The sequence below is a fragment of the Lentimicrobiaceae bacterium genome (assembly GCA_020636745.1).
Taxonomy (GTDB): Bacteria; Bacteroidota; Bacteroidia; order Bacteroidales; family Lentimicrobiaceae; genus Lentimicrobium.
Genome location: JACJXH010000011.1, coordinates 13,997 through 29,649, shown reverse-complemented (window position 1 = coordinate 29,649; position 15,653 = coordinate 13,997). Strand labels below are relative to the sequence as shown.

Genomic DNA, 15,653 nt, shown 5'->3' with positions numbered 1-15,653 from the left:
CAAAAATACGGCTTTTTATCACTTTCAAAGAATAATTAACTACTTAAGCAAACCTGATTTTTGCAGTTTGCCAAAAATAAGAAGTGATTTTTTAACGGAATGACTCAGGCTTGTGCCTGAAATGGTTGCTCCTGCTAACGCATCGATCTCTCGCCCATATTCCGGGGTGTTGGATGCAGAATATCCGTTGAATTTCACGAGCCATTTTTTGTTTGTTACTGCATTACCATGTGTTGCCGGATAGCTAAGTATCGTGATGTTTTTGATCTTGAAAGAGCTGTCAATTATCATAGCATACTCGAATTCGTGATAACGGCCCCATATTTTGTTAACTGACAGCCATCCACGAGTAATATCATTCTCTGCTATCGCAAACCAATGACCATCTGCATTCAAAATTTCGGTATCGGTGATATGTGATGCCTGTAAATCTAGTTTTTTAAGGTTTATTGTTTGTTGTGGGTAAAGGTCAGAAATCAGTTTATCGAGTTTTTTAGAACCTTCACGCGTGAGTTGCTGCCCGAAAAGTGCAGGTGTTAATAAAATGGAAAGAAAGAAAAGGTAAACTTTCATATTACAAGCATTATAAGTAAATCGTGTAAAAGTAACCCTGACGCTGGATTTTTTCTGATTTTTCCAACGTCAGGTTACTAAAATCCAACATCGGATGTTATTACCTGCTATCAGAATATAATTCCTATTCCTGCATTGAAAGAGATATCGTATTTGTCCTGTCCCTCAGCCTTTGTTAGTTGAACATCTGTTTTTATTACAGCACAGTCGTAAAGCTAAAAATAAATAAAGCAGAAGGAGTATTCAACTGAATGATTTGTGTTTTCAAAAAAAAATCAGGACCGTTAAAGTCCTGATTTTTATATTATTTGACATTTAGAATTACATTCTATAAATGTCTTCTGAGGTTTCGAGCGGATTCGAACCGCTGTAGAAGGTTTTGCAGACCTCTGCCTAGCCACTCGGCCACGAAACCATTTCTGAGTGCAAAAGTATGAAAAATATAGAATTTATGCACAAAAAAAATTCCAAAGACAAAAATTGCTCTTTAAACAGCATTATTATGCGCTCAATTTGTGTCTTTTACCGGGTTTGCATATAGCTGCAGACATTGGGGACACAGGCAATTATCGAACTCATTTCTAAGTTTTTCGGTGTTAGCAGGCGAAAGAGTATAAGCATTACACCAACATGAAGCAGAGTGCTCACATTCAAAGGGTAAGCCGCATCGTGGACAGATTTTTTGGGTGGGTTTTGATGGTTCACTCATAAATATCTTCGCTGGATAAAGTAACACAAACACGATCAATTTTACCGCCCAGAGGAGGGTTTAACTTTGAAATTTTCACCTCTGTATCAATCACATCAGGGAAACGTGTATGCACTGCCTGTATAATTCTGTGGGCAACATGCTCGAGCAGATGAGACTTTTGCTCCATCTCTTTTTTAACAGTTTGGTACACGCTCAGGTAGTTAACTGTTTGATGCAGGTCATCGGTGCGTTCAGCCTGCCGGGTGTCTACATCAATAAACAAATCAACAATAAACCTTGTACCAATTACCTGCTCTTCTTTGAAGCAGCCATGATAGGAGAAAAACTCCATACCTTCTATCGAAATCATTCCCATTTTAAACAAGTTTTAGCAAAGATAACGATTGTTATCCTGATAAGTAAAGCCTGGAATAGTTTTGCCAAACTTAATTTTGTAAAGATTGGTTGTAGTGGAAAATACACTAAAAACGAATTTTTAGGACTCTTTTACAAAATATCTGAACGGATTGTAGCTGATGCCAGTGTCATAAACATCAGCATGTTCTCTCTTCTTAAGAAATCCTACGATAGCGTATGTAAGCGGGGTAAAAAGGATTTCAACTCCCGACTTGAATACATAATTGGAGACAATGATAGCCACCAATATTTCATTGGGCATCGTGCCATAAAATGCAATCATACAGAAAATTGCTGTATCAATGCCTTCTCCCAGCAGAGTTGAACCTATTGTTCTAACCCAAAGTAATTTTCCTTTGGTTTTGATTTTAAGCTTCGACATAAGAAAAGCGTTGGAAAAGGCGCCCCCGAAATAAGCCACCAGGCTGGCCAGTACGATACGGGGAACAAAGCCAAGCAATGATTCATATGCTTGCTGATTGGGCCAGTCAGTGGCTGCCGGCAACAGTTGAACTACCCATAAAACCAAAGACATTAAAAGCGCAGCTCCGAAGCCGGTCCAGATAACTTTTCGTGATCGTTGATAACCATAAACTTCTGTCAGGATGTCACCAAATATATAACTGAGCGGAAATAGTATAGTTCCTCCGTCAAAAGTAAACATCCACATCGTAACAATCTTGGTGGAAGCCAGGTTTGATATAAGAAGGACAGCCACAAAGAGTGCCATAATTACATCAAAATAGCGAAAATTCCCTTCCTGATTCATTTTTTGAGCTTGCATTATCTATTGGTTTTAATTTTTTAAGGCCTGCAAAAATACGAATCTATTCTGAATCAGGTGGTTTAATTTAATTATTGCCACAAACCCGCTGAAAATAAAACGATTGAGATGATTTACGAATAATGTAATTACTTTTGTTAGTGAATACTTAAATACTGCAAAATGCTTAGAAAGATTAATTTGGTTATTGGTTTCAGTTTGTGGATGGTTTGTAATCTGTGGGCTCAAAATTTTAGTTTTTCGGAAAAGAAACTGATATTCTCAGGCGATACAAACAGAATGATGCGTGTGCTGGTTTATACTTCACCTGTTGATTTGGAGACTTTAAACAGGAAAAGCACCGATATCAATCCGGCAGATACGTGTTTACCTCTGCTCTCTCACAGAATGTTTCTTTCGATGCGCGACAGTGCAAATCCGGGAGTCGGTATTGCAGCTCCGCAGGTTGGTGTAAACCGAAATGTTATTTGGGTGCAAAGATTTGATAAGCCGGGTTCTCCTTTTGAGTTTTACATCAATCCCAGGATTCTGAAATATTCAATACTTAACCGAAAAGGAGGCGAGGGGTGTCTTTCTGTTCCCGATGAAAGGGGGTTATTGATGAGGAGTTATGCTATATTAATTGAATATCAGAATTTTAATGGTGATTTTCATACCGAAATGGTGGAAGACTTTACGGCCATTGTTTTTCAGCATGAAATAGATCACCTCAATGGCATTTTATTTCCTGATCGTATGCGACAGCAACAAAATGAATTTTCCATTCCGCTACCGGAGGGCGTTGAGTTGTTTATCAAGCCTGAACTTTCTTCCGGATTGTAACTTTCCTCGTTTTTTGAACTTATTTGTTGGCAGAGGATACGAAATAGAGACAGACAGAAAATAACAGGAGCTTCAGAACCTGAGGCTCGGTTATTTGCGGAACAAAATTCAGATAAATGTAATACGCGAACAACAAACATAACAACAAGGCGGAAACAACCGTTAACGAAGGTTTTGAAGTAAACCCGCCAGCAAAAAGCAAAATGCCGAATAATACAAAAGCTGAAGCAATGTAAAATGGCCTTGTTTCGTATTGAAGAGCCACAATGGTTTTACCATGCTGCATGATGAGGTAAGTGAGCATTGTGATACGCAACAACCAGCGCGATGCAGGTAAAAGTGATTTTACAGGTTTCATTAGCTCAAAATGTTGTGCCTCTAACCATTTGGGCTGTTAACGATTATTGTTAAAAATGGTGTCCTGAATCGGGTAAATTAAGTATTTGTTTTTACTTTTTTTCCGGTGTATTGATCAATAACCGAAGTTCATCAAGTTGTTCCTGTTTGATGGGTGAAGGAGAATCAATCATCACATCACGGCCTGAGTTGTTTTTGGGGAATGCAATGTAATCGCGTATGCTGTCTGAGCCTCCGAATAGCGAGCACATACGATCAAATCCAAAGGCGATTCCGCCATGAGGAGGAGCTCCATATTCAAAAGCATTCATCAGGAAGCCAAACTGTGCCTGGGCATCCTCATCAGTAAAGCCAAGAATAGTAAACATTTTTTTCTGCAGGTCCTTGTTGTGAATTCTTATAGAACCTCCTCCGATTTCAACACCATTGATAACCAAATCATAGGCATTCGCGCGCACATTACCCGGATGAGTGTCAAGTAAAGGAATATCTTCAGGCTTGGGTGATGTAAACGGATGGTGCATGGCGTAATAACGCTGTGTTTCGTCATCCCACTCAAGCAAAGGAAAATCAACAACCCACAGTGGAGCAAATACTTCCGGATTTCTCAGGCCAAGCTGGGTTCCCATTTCCAGACGGAGCTCAGACAGGGCTTTCCGGGTTTTATTTGTTGTTCCGGCCAAAATCAGCATTAAATCGCCGGGTTTGGCATCAAAAGCTTCGGCCCATTTTTTCAGGTCTTCTTCGCTATAGAATTTATCAACGGATGATTTCAGACTGCCATCTTCGTTGAAACGAACATATACTAATCCGCTGGCACCTACCTGTGGTCGTTTTACAAAATCAGTAAGTGCATCCAGTTGTTTGCGTGTATAACCTGCGCTGCCTGCAGCATTGATACCGGCTACCAGTTCTGCATCATCAAATACCTTGAAGTCATGACCTTTTACCAGTTCGTTCAGCTCAACAAACTTCATTTCGAAGCGAATATCTGGTTTGTCGTTGCCATAATATCTCATGGCATCAGCAAATGTCATGCGCGGTAATTTCTCAATTTCAACACCTTTCACAGTTTTAAACAAGTATTTGGTCAATCCTTCAAAAGTGTCAAGAATATCTTCCTGTGTTACAAATGACATTTCGCAGTCAATTTGTGTAAATTCAGGCTGGCGGTCAGCACGAAGGTCTTCATCGCGGAAGCACTTCACAATTTGAAAATACCTGTCGAAACCTGCCACCATCAGCAGTTGCTTGAATGTTTGGGGTGATTGCGGCAGTGCATAAAATTGTCCTTCATTCATGCGTGAAGGAACTACAAAATCGCGGGCACCTTCAGGGGTGGATTTAATAAGAACAGGGGTTTCAACTTCAATAAACCCGATGTCATTCATGTAGTTTCGGGTTTCAATGCCCATGTTGTGCCTGAGCATCAGATTGTCGCGTACGTTGTTGCGTCTTAAGTCGAGGTAACGATATTTCATGCGGAGTTCATCGCCTCCGTCAGTGTTGTCTTCAATAGTAAAAGGCGGAATTTTTGAAGTGTTGAGTACTTCCAGATAGTCGACTATTATTTCAACTTCGCCGGTTGGCATTTTGGGGTTTTTATTGCTACGCTCTGCCACTTTCCCTTTCACAGTGATAACATATTCGCGTCCAAGTTTACGTGCTTCCTGGCAAAGGACAGCATTGGTTTCCATGTTGAAAACAAGCTGAGTTAGTCCATAACGATCACGTAGATCAACAAAGGTCATTCCGCCCAGGTCGCGCGAACGCTGAACCCAGCCACTTAAAGTTACTGATTGTCCGTTATTTGAAAGATTGAGTTCTCCGCAGGTGTGTGAACGTAGCATATTTTTTTAATTTTTAAGGTGCAAAATTAAACATTTTAAGGCTACAGTCCTCTCTAAGCTTTTTTTACTGCCATTTAAATACAAATTGGTATATCAGATATTACTTTTTCGGGTATTTATGATTAATAATAAAATCAGTCAGGGGGGACTATCCTGTCTTGGATAACTATTTTAAACTTCGGGTGCCATGAAACAAATAACATTCCTGATTACTTTGTTGGCGCTTTTTTCATCTTCTATAAAGGCTCAACCTTTAGGGGTTGAGCCTTTTGCTGATGCCATCCCTTATCGTAAAAATATTTCGTCGAATCTTTTTCTTTCAAACCATGATGCTTCTGTCGTAAAAATGTTTTTTACTTCACCTGAAAAAACACAGCCACAGATGATCATGCAGGTTGATGAAGGTTATTATCATGGTTACAGACTATGTTACAATTCAAATGATTGCAGCAATTCTGAAACATCTTTACAATGGATTCAGGTATTAACGATTAATACTGAGGAGTGCATAAAGTTTCTTGAAAAGAACAATCCTGATATTTTAATGGTGCCTTTCTGGGGTATCAGTTCGATGGTTGGTAAAAAAGGACACACCAAATCCGATTTCAAAAAAGTATGTGACTACTACAGGCATCTGCCCTGCAGGTTATATCAACAAACGACAAATTCTTCGGGTGATGAAATAAGCGCGTTGTCGCAAATTATGCTCGACTATAAAACTAAAATCGGGCTTCAAACAGAACAGTTGCTGGCTTCAGAAGGTACTGGTCTGGTGATAAAACCAAAAAGTAATGATGAAGATTACTGGGATCTTTGGATGCAATGTCTGGATGAAGTTGATGATATGGGCTACATTACTTTGATTGAATATAGTGAAAATCCAAATAAATAGCAGCACATTTAATTGCCATAATATTACTCCAAAGTGTTGGATATTAGCCAAATATTTCGTATATTACGCTATCAATATTAAAATTATGGCATCATGGCAACACGTGTTTTGCTGGTGTCATTGTTTCTTTCTTTATTGGTTGCCTGCGAAAAGAAAGAGGATGACATAAATCCCGGCACGGACTATTCAGGCTCACTTACTTTAAGTTATTCCAGAACTTTCCCTACGTTTGACGCATTGGTTACAATTCCTGTTGAGATTTCTTCAGCCGGTTTGGTAACTTTTGCCGAGTGTGCACCTGTTGAATTTAAAGGTGAATCGCAGAAAATGATTGAAGGTGAAAGAATTAAAGTAAAGGAACAAGGTGTAATATCTATTTCGAACCTATCGGGCGAATGGACAAAACAGGAAGGAAAGGAGTATTTAAAGCTAAACCTTACTTGTCAGTTAGAAGGCCGGCAGGAAGTGTGGAAATACGAAGTTTACCAGTGGGAAAAAATGAGTGATTTGCCTGTAATGATGTACAATCCGGTTGACGGACCATTGCTTTTCAGGATTGAGAACGCGGTGATGTCTGAAGCTGTTTGTGGATGTACACACAGTGATACCTGGGGTAATCTTTGCTTCAGGTGGCATCTGGCTCTTCATCGGGCTGGGCAAAAATGAAATGATATAATCAGCAGAAAAAGAGCGGCTTTTTCTGCTGATTATATAGTTACCTGATGATAACTTGGCTTCCTTCAGAATGAGCGGAATATTCAGGGGCATACATACATTCAACAGTAGTGATACCGTTTGAAAACGTTCCGGAATGAGTTACAGTGAGCGGATATTCAAAAATCCATGTACCTTTAGGCAGATAGCTAAAGAAATAGTTTGAAGCAGCATCACGGGTGTTTTCGTAATAACCCAGTCCTCCATTCCATCGGTAACCTGAAAGTGTATTAACGGGTTCAAAACCGGCAGCACGCATATCTTTCAGATGGACGTATTCTAAATCGCGATCAGTTGAAAGCTCAACCCTTACTGTAATTTGCTGACCAACCTGAAGTGTATTGGAATCATTTATTGGCTGCAATACAGGCCCGTTTTCGGTGTTTGTTTTTATAAATAACTGTTTGTGAATGCGCAACGGACTGTTATGACCTGAAATTTTGTCAAGATGCTCAAAGTATTGCCAGTAAAGAGCTCCCCATGCAGGGCCGGTGGTTGATTTGCTGATACTTACATTCCCCATTTGAGGTGTAATTTCACCGCCATTCCACGATTTTTTAAAATATCCTGTTCCGGCTTCACTATGCGTATCCGGTTGTTTTGATACCAGGTTTAGTGTCTGTTCTCCGACAGTTATATTTACTCCCGGGTTTGTTTGAAGCCAGTCACCACCACGAAGCAACAGGGCGTAAACTGCATCTGCAGTTGCTCTTGAAGTTGGCCATGACTGGGTTTGCTTTTGTTTTAACAGCCAGGTTTTCATCTGGTCAACCGATTTCGAATCATTGCCAAATTCTTCAAAAAATTCAATTAGAAGAGATTGTGTTTCAACCGGTGCCTGATGCCAGTAAAAACCTCCGGTATTATCGCGCCAGTACATACCTGTTTCAGTATTGGAAAGTGCTTTTTCTCTGACTGATTTGAGAATGGCCGATGAAGTCTTTCTGTCTCCGCTTCGACCGGCCCACAAGCCTATCATTCCCTGTGTAAAGAGACCGCGGCCTGTCCAATATTTGCGGGCCTGCTCACTGAAATAGGCTATGGCCTTTTCTGCATTTTTGTCAGGCTTTATCGTTTCGGGCAAATAGCTCATTGCATAAAGAAACTGTATTTGTTGTTCGCTTAAGTGATTTTTTTCCATATCCTTTGGATAATCTTTAAGCAAACGGTTGTAATCATCTGCCATTTCACGGCTCAGAAAAACGACGGCTTGTTGTACCATTTTATGTAAAGCATCATCTTTACTTAGATCTGTAACTTTCAAATAATGAAGCTTGCCAAATCCACTTACAATAAGCTGAGTTATGTACCTGCTTTCCGGCATCCCAGCGAACCATGACCAACCTCCGCTGACTGATTGTGATTGTTGTAGTTTTTGGGTTGCTGTCTGTTTTTCGGAGGCCATTCTGTTTATGTCAAACATAAGCGCAATACGTTGTTTTTGAGCCGATTCATCCTTTGCATCCATGAGCCATGGCGTTTCTTCTATCATTAGATTTTTCAGTTCCTGGTTTTTTTCCAGATTCGATAGAAGCGCATCAGGCGTAAGGTTTTTCCATGAATCAAATACTGCCTTGATTTTGGGATTACTATTAGCAATAAAGGCCGCAAGGCTATTGGCATAAAGGCGATTGAATATTTGATCGGTATTTTCACCTGATTGTTCTGTCAGATATGGCAGTGCCTGAACAGCATACCATGCTGGATTGGAAGTAAACTCAAGTGTTAGCCGGTGATTGCGGAGACTTGAACTGTTGTCAGATTGATGGATAAGTTTTAAGAAATCAAATTTTTTGGTTTCTTTCCCATTTACAGGAAGAGGAAAAGTTTCAGTAACCAGCATGCGGTTGGTCAGCACAGGAAGTATCATTTCTTCACCATCGCTATAATTTCCTGCCTGAGCTGTTATACGAACCATTACAGCTTCGAGTCCGTCAGGGATGGCAATTTCCCATTGAACGGATGTATTGCCAAGTTTATCCACACTGAAATCCTGCAAAACTGAATCGTTTTTCATCAAATCATCGAGGGGTTTCATGCTTATGGCGTCAAACAACTGGAGTTTTGCCCAACCCTGCATTGGATTAGGTGAAAGGTTACTTACTTTTGTTTGGATACTTATTTTATCTCCTTCACGAAAATAGCGAGGCAGATTGGGTGTAACCATCAAGTCTTTACGGGTAATAACTTCTTTTGTAAACTGATGGTATCTTAAATCAGTGGTATGGGCCAAACCCATAAAATTCCAGCGGGTTAGGGCCTCAGGCGTGGTAAATTCAATCTGAATCTCACCTTGTTCATTTGTCGAAAGCTGAGGATAAAAAAATGCTGTTTCGTTCAGATTTCGGCGTATTTGTGGCTCAGGATTTTGGATAGATTGTCTGCTGTCGGTCTGAACCGTAACCGATAATTCTTCGGATTCGTATTCCTTGTCATCTTCCGGCATTACATTGTCAACCTTTGCCATTGCCTCTGGTTGTAAGAATCCACCCTTAAGACCCCGGCCATTAAAGCCTCTTCCAAACATGTTATAACCGAACCAGTTTAACTGATCGTATTGTCTGAAAACTAACTGATTTCTATCAAAACGACGGTCCCGGGAAACAAAACTGAAAGCAGTTTCAAATGCATGACTTTTTTCCCAGAAAGTGGCTTCATACCATTTTTCATAAATACTGAAAGGCCAGTTGAGAGGGGCAAAGGCATCAAGTGAAGCATCGTACATGGTTGTGAGTAGTTCTGCTGACAAGGGTTGGCCATCGGGGTTGGTAATTTTAAGCTTCCACTTTTCTGTTCCACCTGGTAACAGCGGGCTGCGAAATGACTCAAACGCTATATTCAGTTCATGCCTTTTGTCAGGTACATTTACAGAAGTGATAAAACTTTCACTTCTGTTGTCGTATACCATAGTTAAACTGATGTCTACGGTTCCTGAGAAATCTGAAGGTACATTGAAATCAAGCTGTTTTTGCTCCTGTGACAGGTTTATCCATTCTTGTTTTACTGTTTTTCCTTTAAGCTGTACTTCGTAGAGCAATTGCGCGTTTTTAACCGCACTTCCGGCAAGCAGCCTGATATTGTTACCAGCCTTTACTTCCGGTGTAAGCAAGCTGCACCATAAAGCTTGTTTAACCGGAACTTTTTTTGATTCAGCGGAAAAGACCACAATCTCTTTATCTGAGTTTACTTTTTGGCCATATGCATCGGTAGCACTTAGCGTGATCAGATATTTTCCGGGCTCCCATTTCGAAAGGCCTGAAATGGTTAAGACACTGTCGGTAGTTGTATTTACAGTGCTCTGATAAACGGATTTATCTTTGTTTAAAGCCTGTTCGTTTTCATTCATGTATAAATCGGAAGGCAATTGTTTTATAAACTCTTCTCGCTCATAAAGTGTCATATCCGGAGCTTCCCAGTTCCGTTTTCGGGTAATTCTGTCGTGTTGTTTAAGTTTGTAGGCTTCAATTTTAATTTCGGCAGGAATACTTTTGCCGTTCAGATTTGTAGATGATAATCTGAATGTGGGATCATTATCACGGTTAATGGTCAACGGCATATCCAGTGCAATTAGCAGGTTTTTTGAACTTACCGGAACCGATGTTACAGCAGAATGGGTTTCTCCGTTCAGGTCAGTTACATCAACAAAAACGGTGTAGTGATAAACAGGGTCGAGGTCGCCAAAATCAGAAGGGTCGGGGAGGGCATTAAATTTCAGTTCAAATGTGCCGTCTGAAAGAGTTGTCAGCTGTCCATTGGCAATTTCACTTTCGGGTAAATGGCCGGGCCAAAGCCTGTAACCATAGCGCATAAACGGAAATGACGCAGCACGAATAATCCTGTAGCTGACATTTGCTCCGGTAACAGGCACACCTGTATAGCTTTCAGCTTTTCCGGTTAAGGTTACTGTTTCATTCAGGCGGTAGTTTCCGGCAATGGGCTGAAATTGAACTTCAAATTTTGGTCTTTTGTATTCTTCAACATTGATGAAAGTGCTTCCTGTTCCATTTTCAATTCGGAATTGTCCGCCAAGTAAAGAAGCCGGTAAAACAAATGATCCACTGAATGAGCCAAATTCATTGGATGAAACGTCAATAGATGAAAGTTTCTGTCCATTTACATCGAAGAGGTTAACAGTTGACTGTTCGCCTGCAACAATCCTGTTCACTTCGCCTTCTTTACCAACAACAATTCCTTTAAAATACACAATCTGTCCCGGCCGGTAAATAGCTCTGTCTGTAAAGAAAAAAGTATTTAATTTTTCTCCTTTCATTGATTCATAATTTCGGTAACGCGAGAAATAATTTTCAGCGACCAGCCGATCGTTTTTCAATTTAAAATCAAAAGAAAGGGTAGCATTGTCTTTTGCGTCAGCAGTTTTAATAATAAATGAACCATCAGAAAGCGTTTTATAAACCTCTTTGTGTTTGCGGATGTAACTACGGCTGCGGGAATCATATTCTCGTGTAAAGGATTGAACGGTAACATCCTGAAGTGGTTTGCCCGATGCACGATCAAGAACGTAAAACAGGCCTGAGCCATCGTCGTTACGTTTGCTCAGGTAGCTGATGTTACTTACCCAGAAATCCTGCACTGCCAGTGTGTTGCTTCCCTGTTTAAAGTCTTCGCTTCCTGAAACCAACAGGGCATAATAGCCCAATTCAATGGCAGGCATTATTATTTCGACACTATGTGTTAAGTAATCACTGGTTGGAGGCAGCGTCAGGCTCCATGATTTTACAGGTTTCATTTCAAGATATTTTTCCATGCCCCGTTCACTGTAAACTTCTTGTCTGAAGCCGGTATTACTGTCATAATCAGGTTTTAACAATCTGAACCAAATGGTTTTTGTGTTTCTGAAATTGAGAAGAACCGGAAATGCCTGGTCAGCAATTTGCTGCTGATCGACTATAAAGCTAACGGAAGGTTCTTCAATATCATTTAGTATCATTCTGCAGTTTTTGGCGCCATCACTTTCAGGATATTTTTCAATGGCTTTCAAACACCACTGACGGGCGATAACGTAATTTTTACCGGGCTCATTTTGTTCTAAAACTGAACTTTTTAGATTTGATGGTATGTTTTCGGTATACCAGAAAGCTGCAATTTTCTCAATAATGTCGGCCGAAACCGGCAGGTCAGCGTAATCGGCCTCAAGTTGAGTAAGGGTTTTAAGGTAAACACTGTCTCTGTTCTGCAAATTGATCATGGATCTTACAAATTCCATTCTTTTGAGCAAAACATCAATATACGCAACAGGATCTTTGTCGTTCTGGTGAAATGCTTCCATTTGCTTCAGCAGTCTAATGGCCTGATAATGAAATGATAATGTGTCGGATGTTTGGATTTTTGATGAAATGAAATCATTTGTAGTTCCCAGCAGGGCAGAGTCCTTCATAATGAAAGGATTCAAAGGCCTTGTGATTGAAGCTTCGTTGTCTTTAAAGAAATCAACAGCGCGATGTGCTATAAAATCAAAAAGTGTCGGTCTGAATTTTTTAGATCCTTCAGCGGGTTGTAAAATAGGGTCAAAAATTTTAAGTGGAATGGATTTTAATAGGGGAGAGTTTTCAAGTGATGCCTGGTAATGAGCCGATGTTTTTTGTACAAATCTGACGGCATCCCATGTTTCCAAATCAGTTGATGTGTTGGAAGGATTTATTGACTGGTCGAGTATTTTGTAGCGGTTCTGCTGGTAATATTGCCAGTAAAGGTCGGCCAGGATTGAGTGCAATACTTGTCGGGCCGGAGCCGCTTTTGTATCGATATTCTTTTCGGTTTCACCTATAAAGTGCTCAATGTAATTTTCCTCAAAATCGCTTCTTAGTTTTAGCTGATAAATAGAGGCCTTCAGAAATTCGGGCATATTGCCATCTTTTTCTGCAGATTGATAGATTGAATTAACCAAACTGAGCGCTGATTGTGGCAAGCCTTCATTTGCCAGTGAATCTATCTTCTTCCAGATACCATCATTGTCATGGCTATTTTGCATATTGGTTTTTATTTTTTGAGAATCAGGCACTAAATTATGCCTTACTATTTCAGAACCTGCAAAAGCAAGTATACCAGTTATGCTGAGAATCAGCAAAAGTCTATTTCTCATATTTCAATTGTTTTATAACAGTAAAACGCCCTGTATCCGGCAAAGAAATGCCACTACGTTCAGATATCAGGATGTGAGTTAGCGTGAAATTCCATAAACCGAAGTCAAAAAATTTACTCCGATTGCATTAGTTTAATTTTCGGGTAACGGCAACTTTTGAGTTAAAAGGGTTTTTCAGCCCCTGGTATTCAATGAGTTCCATTTTAACTGAGCCAACAATAACGGCTGTTTGAACCATTACAGGCAAACGGTTAAGGTCATCGGTAATCCACAATTGCATGGGGTAAGGCTCGTTAAATACATTTCCTTTAAGCACCATTGGCTTAAACTTTAAGCAGTTAAATTCACCCAGCTCTGTTTTTATCTTTTCTTTGCCCAGATATACAATCTTAGAAACATAGAGTGAATCATCGAGAAAAAAGGAGAGAGGAAATGAATCGCCCATTTGAAGGCCGGTTACATCTAGTGTTCTTGCGTAGTAAAATACGGAGAGGATGTCCTGTGTATTCTCGGGGATTTTAGTAACAGCATTTCGGCTGACAGCAAGTCCCATGGTTTGTCTGAAGTTGACTTCATCGTCTTTTTTATACCCACCTTCACGGGTACGGCGAGTAAATTGCCAGGGAATCAATGCCTGCTCATCAACAAAAGTTTCAAAACGGTCATTTACTTTAAAAAAGAAGTTAAATGCTCCTTTTGACTGCCCTGAGCCAATAATATGATAAGCATCACGGCCATTCTTTTTTACAGTATTCTTTTTTATTTCAAGATTTGCTTCTCCTGCTGTGACTTTGCCCGTAACCAAAGAATGGTAATAAACCCTGAATGTAAGCTTTTCGCCGGTTGTGAATGCTGCATTTTCAATGGTTCTTAAGGGCTGGGCAATAGTTGTATGTTTTACTGATATGAGAATACAAGTAAGCAGAAGGAGTTTTACAAAAGCAGATTTGATGTTCATCCCAATATCGTTTAAAGCTTGTTTTGCAAAAAGCGTTCCAAAAGGAATGCTATTCCTATCAACAAAAGTAAAAGGATGAAGTTGTTAAAAACTAATGAAACAACAAAAAATTAACTGTGTTGAGTTATAATTCTTTTTGAATAAGTTGTTATCGTTTCTAAGAAGCTGATTGACATCAAATTAAAACTGTCCTGAATACACCATTTTTTTGGCCTGAATAAATTTGCCTGAATGTAAAACAAGATAATAGATGCCGGTACTGCAATGTGCGGGGGTCCAGTTACAGGAATAATCGCCACTATTCAGGGTTGAGTTAACCAGCGTGTCAACTATATTGCCATTGATATCATGCACCTGTAAAAGTACTTTTGAAGTTTCTTTAATTGTGTAAGAGATTTGTGTTGATGATCTAAATGGATTGGGTTTGTTTTGTTGCAGAACAGCATTGCTTATGGTTAAATTTTCATCTGTGCCGGTTGGGACTAAAGTAGGGCTTCCGGCCTGAATCCATGCGGTGTATAAAAGCGAAGCCAAAGCATGCGATGCACGTTCAAACAAGGGAATGGTAAAGCTTCTGCTTTTGCTCCACAATGCATTCTTGTAAGTGGATGATGAATAGTTTGACGATTGGGATTTGGCATAATTATCAGCCGCCAGAATTGAATCACAATAGCTGTAATTGCCATATAAGTAATCAAATACATATTGGTTTACATTTAAAATTTCAGTAGCATCCTGGCCGGGATAGGTAAACTGAGCAATATATGCATTGATCATGGTAGATTCATAGCGGGAATGAATTCCTGTGTTTCCTGTCAACTGACCGTTGTAGTTTTTGGTAATGTGCAATGGCATATGGCCATCGGCTACATAATGTCCAAGATCGGCTGCATAAATTTTGGCATTGTCAAAATCGAGGCGTTGCAGGCAGTTGCGAAGTGAATCAAATGAAGTTAGTGTTGCCCATGGGAGTATTCCGTTGTCTTCAACAAAATTTGCCCCATATATGCTTACCACAGAGTCAAGGGTTTGCGGAATTCTTCCTGAAGAAACGAAAGAGTCGTAATTGTCAATATCAATGTAGTGTTTAGGCCCTTCTGTCGGGTCAGTTGCTTTGCGATAATCTGCATCTGACGCATGATCGCGCAGAAATCCAATCCAGGTTTGAAAACCCTGCATTTGCTGATTGAACGATAAGGCAGATGATTCACTGATTTTGCTGTGACCAGTAGCTCCCCAGCTTATTAAAATTACTGATAAGGCGAGTAGTGAAATGGTAAAGAGAGTAAATTTTTTCAATTGAAAAAGTTTTAAATGAGTGACTTAGTGAGACAAAAATAATCATTTTCTCTTACTATTGTCAGAATAGTTTGGTGAAGCATTCGCTTAAAAAGTAGCTGGTGTATAAGTTTCTTACACCTGCCCATTAGATAATTCAAAGTTTTTGTCAAAGACTGAACAGGGATACGAATTACCGTATCCCTGTCAAATAAAA

At 39.9% G+C, this 15,653-nt stretch carries 12 protein-coding genes and 1 tRNA gene; 3 read left to right on the top strand and 10 right to left on the bottom strand.

Features of this window, described 5'->3' with window-relative positions:
• Window positions 1-39 precede the first annotated feature (39 nt).
• The 5 genes from H6541_14125 to H6541_14105 all read right to left on the bottom strand — a co-directional run bounded on the left by H6541_14125 (window position 40) and on the right by H6541_14105 (window position 2,450).
• Complete coding sequence (locus tag H6541_14125) at window positions 40-573, bottom strand: FMN-binding protein (protein ID MCB9016921.1); 534 nt, start codon at window positions 571-573, stop codon at window positions 40-42.
• Window positions 574-917: 344 nt separating this feature from the next.
• A tRNA-Cys gene (locus tag H6541_14120) sits at window positions 918-988 on the bottom strand.
• Window positions 989-1,081: 93 nt separating this feature from the next.
• Entirely contained in the window at window positions 1,082-1,282 is a 201-nt protein-coding gene (locus H6541_14115) for a cysteine-rich CWC family protein (protein MCB9016920.1), read from the bottom strand.
• Window positions 1,275-1,640 (bottom strand): dihydroneopterin aldolase, encoded by a 366-nt coding sequence (folB, locus tag H6541_14110; GenBank protein MCB9016919.1) that lies wholly within the window; start codon window positions 1,638-1,640, stop codon window positions 1,275-1,277. Before folB ends, H6541_14115 begins: the two co-directional genes overlap by 8 nt.
• Before the next feature lie 120 nt (window positions 1,641-1,760).
• Entirely contained in the window at window positions 1,761-2,450 is a 690-nt protein-coding gene (locus H6541_14105) for a queuosine precursor transporter (GenBank protein ID MCB9016918.1), read from the bottom strand.
• A gap of 177 nt (window positions 2,451-2,627) precedes the next feature.
• Here H6541_14105 and def point away from each other — a divergent pair, with 177 nt between their 5' ends.
• Window positions 2,628-3,287 (top strand): peptide deformylase, encoded by a 660-nt coding sequence (gene def / locus H6541_14100; protein MCB9016917.1) that lies wholly within the window; start codon window positions 2,628-2,630, stop codon window positions 3,285-3,287.
• Window positions 3,288-3,306: 19 nt separating this feature from the next.
• On the opposite strand, the gene H6541_14095 is transcribed toward def, so the two are convergent.
• Complete coding sequence (locus H6541_14095; protein MCB9016916.1) at window positions 3,307-3,645, bottom strand: hypothetical protein; 339 nt, start codon at window positions 3,643-3,645, stop codon at window positions 3,307-3,309.
• Window positions 3,646-3,736: 91 nt separating this feature from the next.
• Window positions 3,737-5,494: an aspartate--tRNA ligase gene (aspS, locus tag H6541_14090; protein MCB9016915.1), complete on the bottom strand. Its 1,758-nt coding sequence runs from the start codon at window positions 5,492-5,494 to the stop codon at window positions 3,737-3,739.
• Window positions 5,495-5,681: 187 nt separating this feature from the next.
• Between aspS and H6541_14085 the strand changes: the two genes are divergently transcribed.
• Window positions 5,682-6,386: a hypothetical protein gene (locus H6541_14085; GenBank protein ID MCB9016914.1), complete on the top strand. Its 705-nt coding sequence runs from the start codon at window positions 5,682-5,684 to the stop codon at window positions 6,384-6,386.
• A gap of 93 nt (window positions 6,387-6,479) precedes the next feature.
• Window positions 6,480-7,052 carry a hypothetical protein gene (locus H6541_14080; protein ID MCB9016913.1) on the top strand — a complete coding sequence of 191 codons (573 nt, stop codon included), beginning with the start codon at window positions 6,480-6,482 and terminating at the stop codon, window positions 7,050-7,052.
• A gap of 49 nt (window positions 7,053-7,101) precedes the next feature.
• On the opposite strand, the gene H6541_14075 is transcribed toward H6541_14080, so the two are convergent.
• The 3 genes from H6541_14075 to H6541_14065 form a co-directional block, all read right to left on the bottom strand.
• The gene (locus H6541_14075) at window positions 7,102-13,200 is read right to left on the bottom strand and encodes a hypothetical protein (protein ID MCB9016912.1); all 6,099 of its coding nucleotides are present in this window, start codon (window positions 13,198-13,200) and stop codon (window positions 7,102-7,104) included.
• Window positions 13,201-13,327: 127 nt separating this feature from the next.
• Window positions 13,328-14,158, bottom strand: a complete 831-nt coding sequence (locus tag H6541_14070; protein ID MCB9016911.1) for a DUF3108 domain-containing protein — start codon at window positions 14,156-14,158, stop codon at window positions 13,328-13,330.
• Window positions 14,159-14,338: 180 nt separating this feature from the next.
• On the bottom strand, window positions 14,339-15,457 hold the full coding sequence (locus tag H6541_14065) for a T9SS type A sorting domain-containing protein (GenBank protein ID MCB9016910.1): 1,119 nt from the start codon (window positions 15,455-15,457) through the stop codon (window positions 14,339-14,341).
• Between the last annotated feature and the right edge of the window lie 196 nt (window positions 15,458-15,653).

Excerpts from the sequence above, each read along its gene's own strand:
- H6541_14125 (MCB9016921.1), bottom strand. The coding sequence starts at position 573 with ATGAAAGTTTACCTTTTCTTTCTTTCCATTTTATTAACACCTGCACTT.
- H6541_14115 (MCB9016920.1), bottom strand. The coding sequence starts at position 1,282 with ATGAGTGAACCATCAAAACCCACCCAAAAAATCTGTCCACGATGCGGC.
- folB (MCB9016919.1), bottom strand. The coding sequence starts at position 1,640 with ATGGGAATGATTTCGATAGAAGGTATGGAGTTTTTCTCCTATCATGGC.
- H6541_14105 (MCB9016918.1), bottom strand. The coding sequence starts at position 2,450 with ATGAATCAGGAAGGGAATTTTCGCTATTTTGATGTAATTATGGCACTC.
- def (MCB9016917.1), top strand. The coding sequence starts at position 2,628 with ATGCTTAGAAAGATTAATTTGGTTATTGGTTTCAGTTTGTGGATGGTT.
- H6541_14095 (MCB9016916.1), bottom strand. The coding sequence starts at position 3,645 with ATGAAACCTGTAAAATCACTTTTACCTGCATCGCGCTGGTTGTTGCGT.
- aspS (MCB9016915.1), bottom strand. The coding sequence starts at position 5,494 with ATGCTACGTTCACACACCTGCGGAGAACTCAATCTTTCAAATAACGGA.
- H6541_14085 (MCB9016914.1), top strand. The coding sequence starts at position 5,682 with ATGAAACAAATAACATTCCTGATTACTTTGTTGGCGCTTTTTTCATCT.
- H6541_14080 (MCB9016913.1), top strand. The coding sequence starts at position 6,480 with ATGGCAACACGTGTTTTGCTGGTGTCATTGTTTCTTTCTTTATTGGTT.
- H6541_14075 (MCB9016912.1), bottom strand. The coding sequence starts at position 13,200 with ATGAGAAATAGACTTTTGCTGATTCTCAGCATAACTGGTATACTTGCT.
- H6541_14070 (MCB9016911.1), bottom strand. The coding sequence starts at position 14,158 with ATGAACATCAAATCTGCTTTTGTAAAACTCCTTCTGCTTACTTGTATT.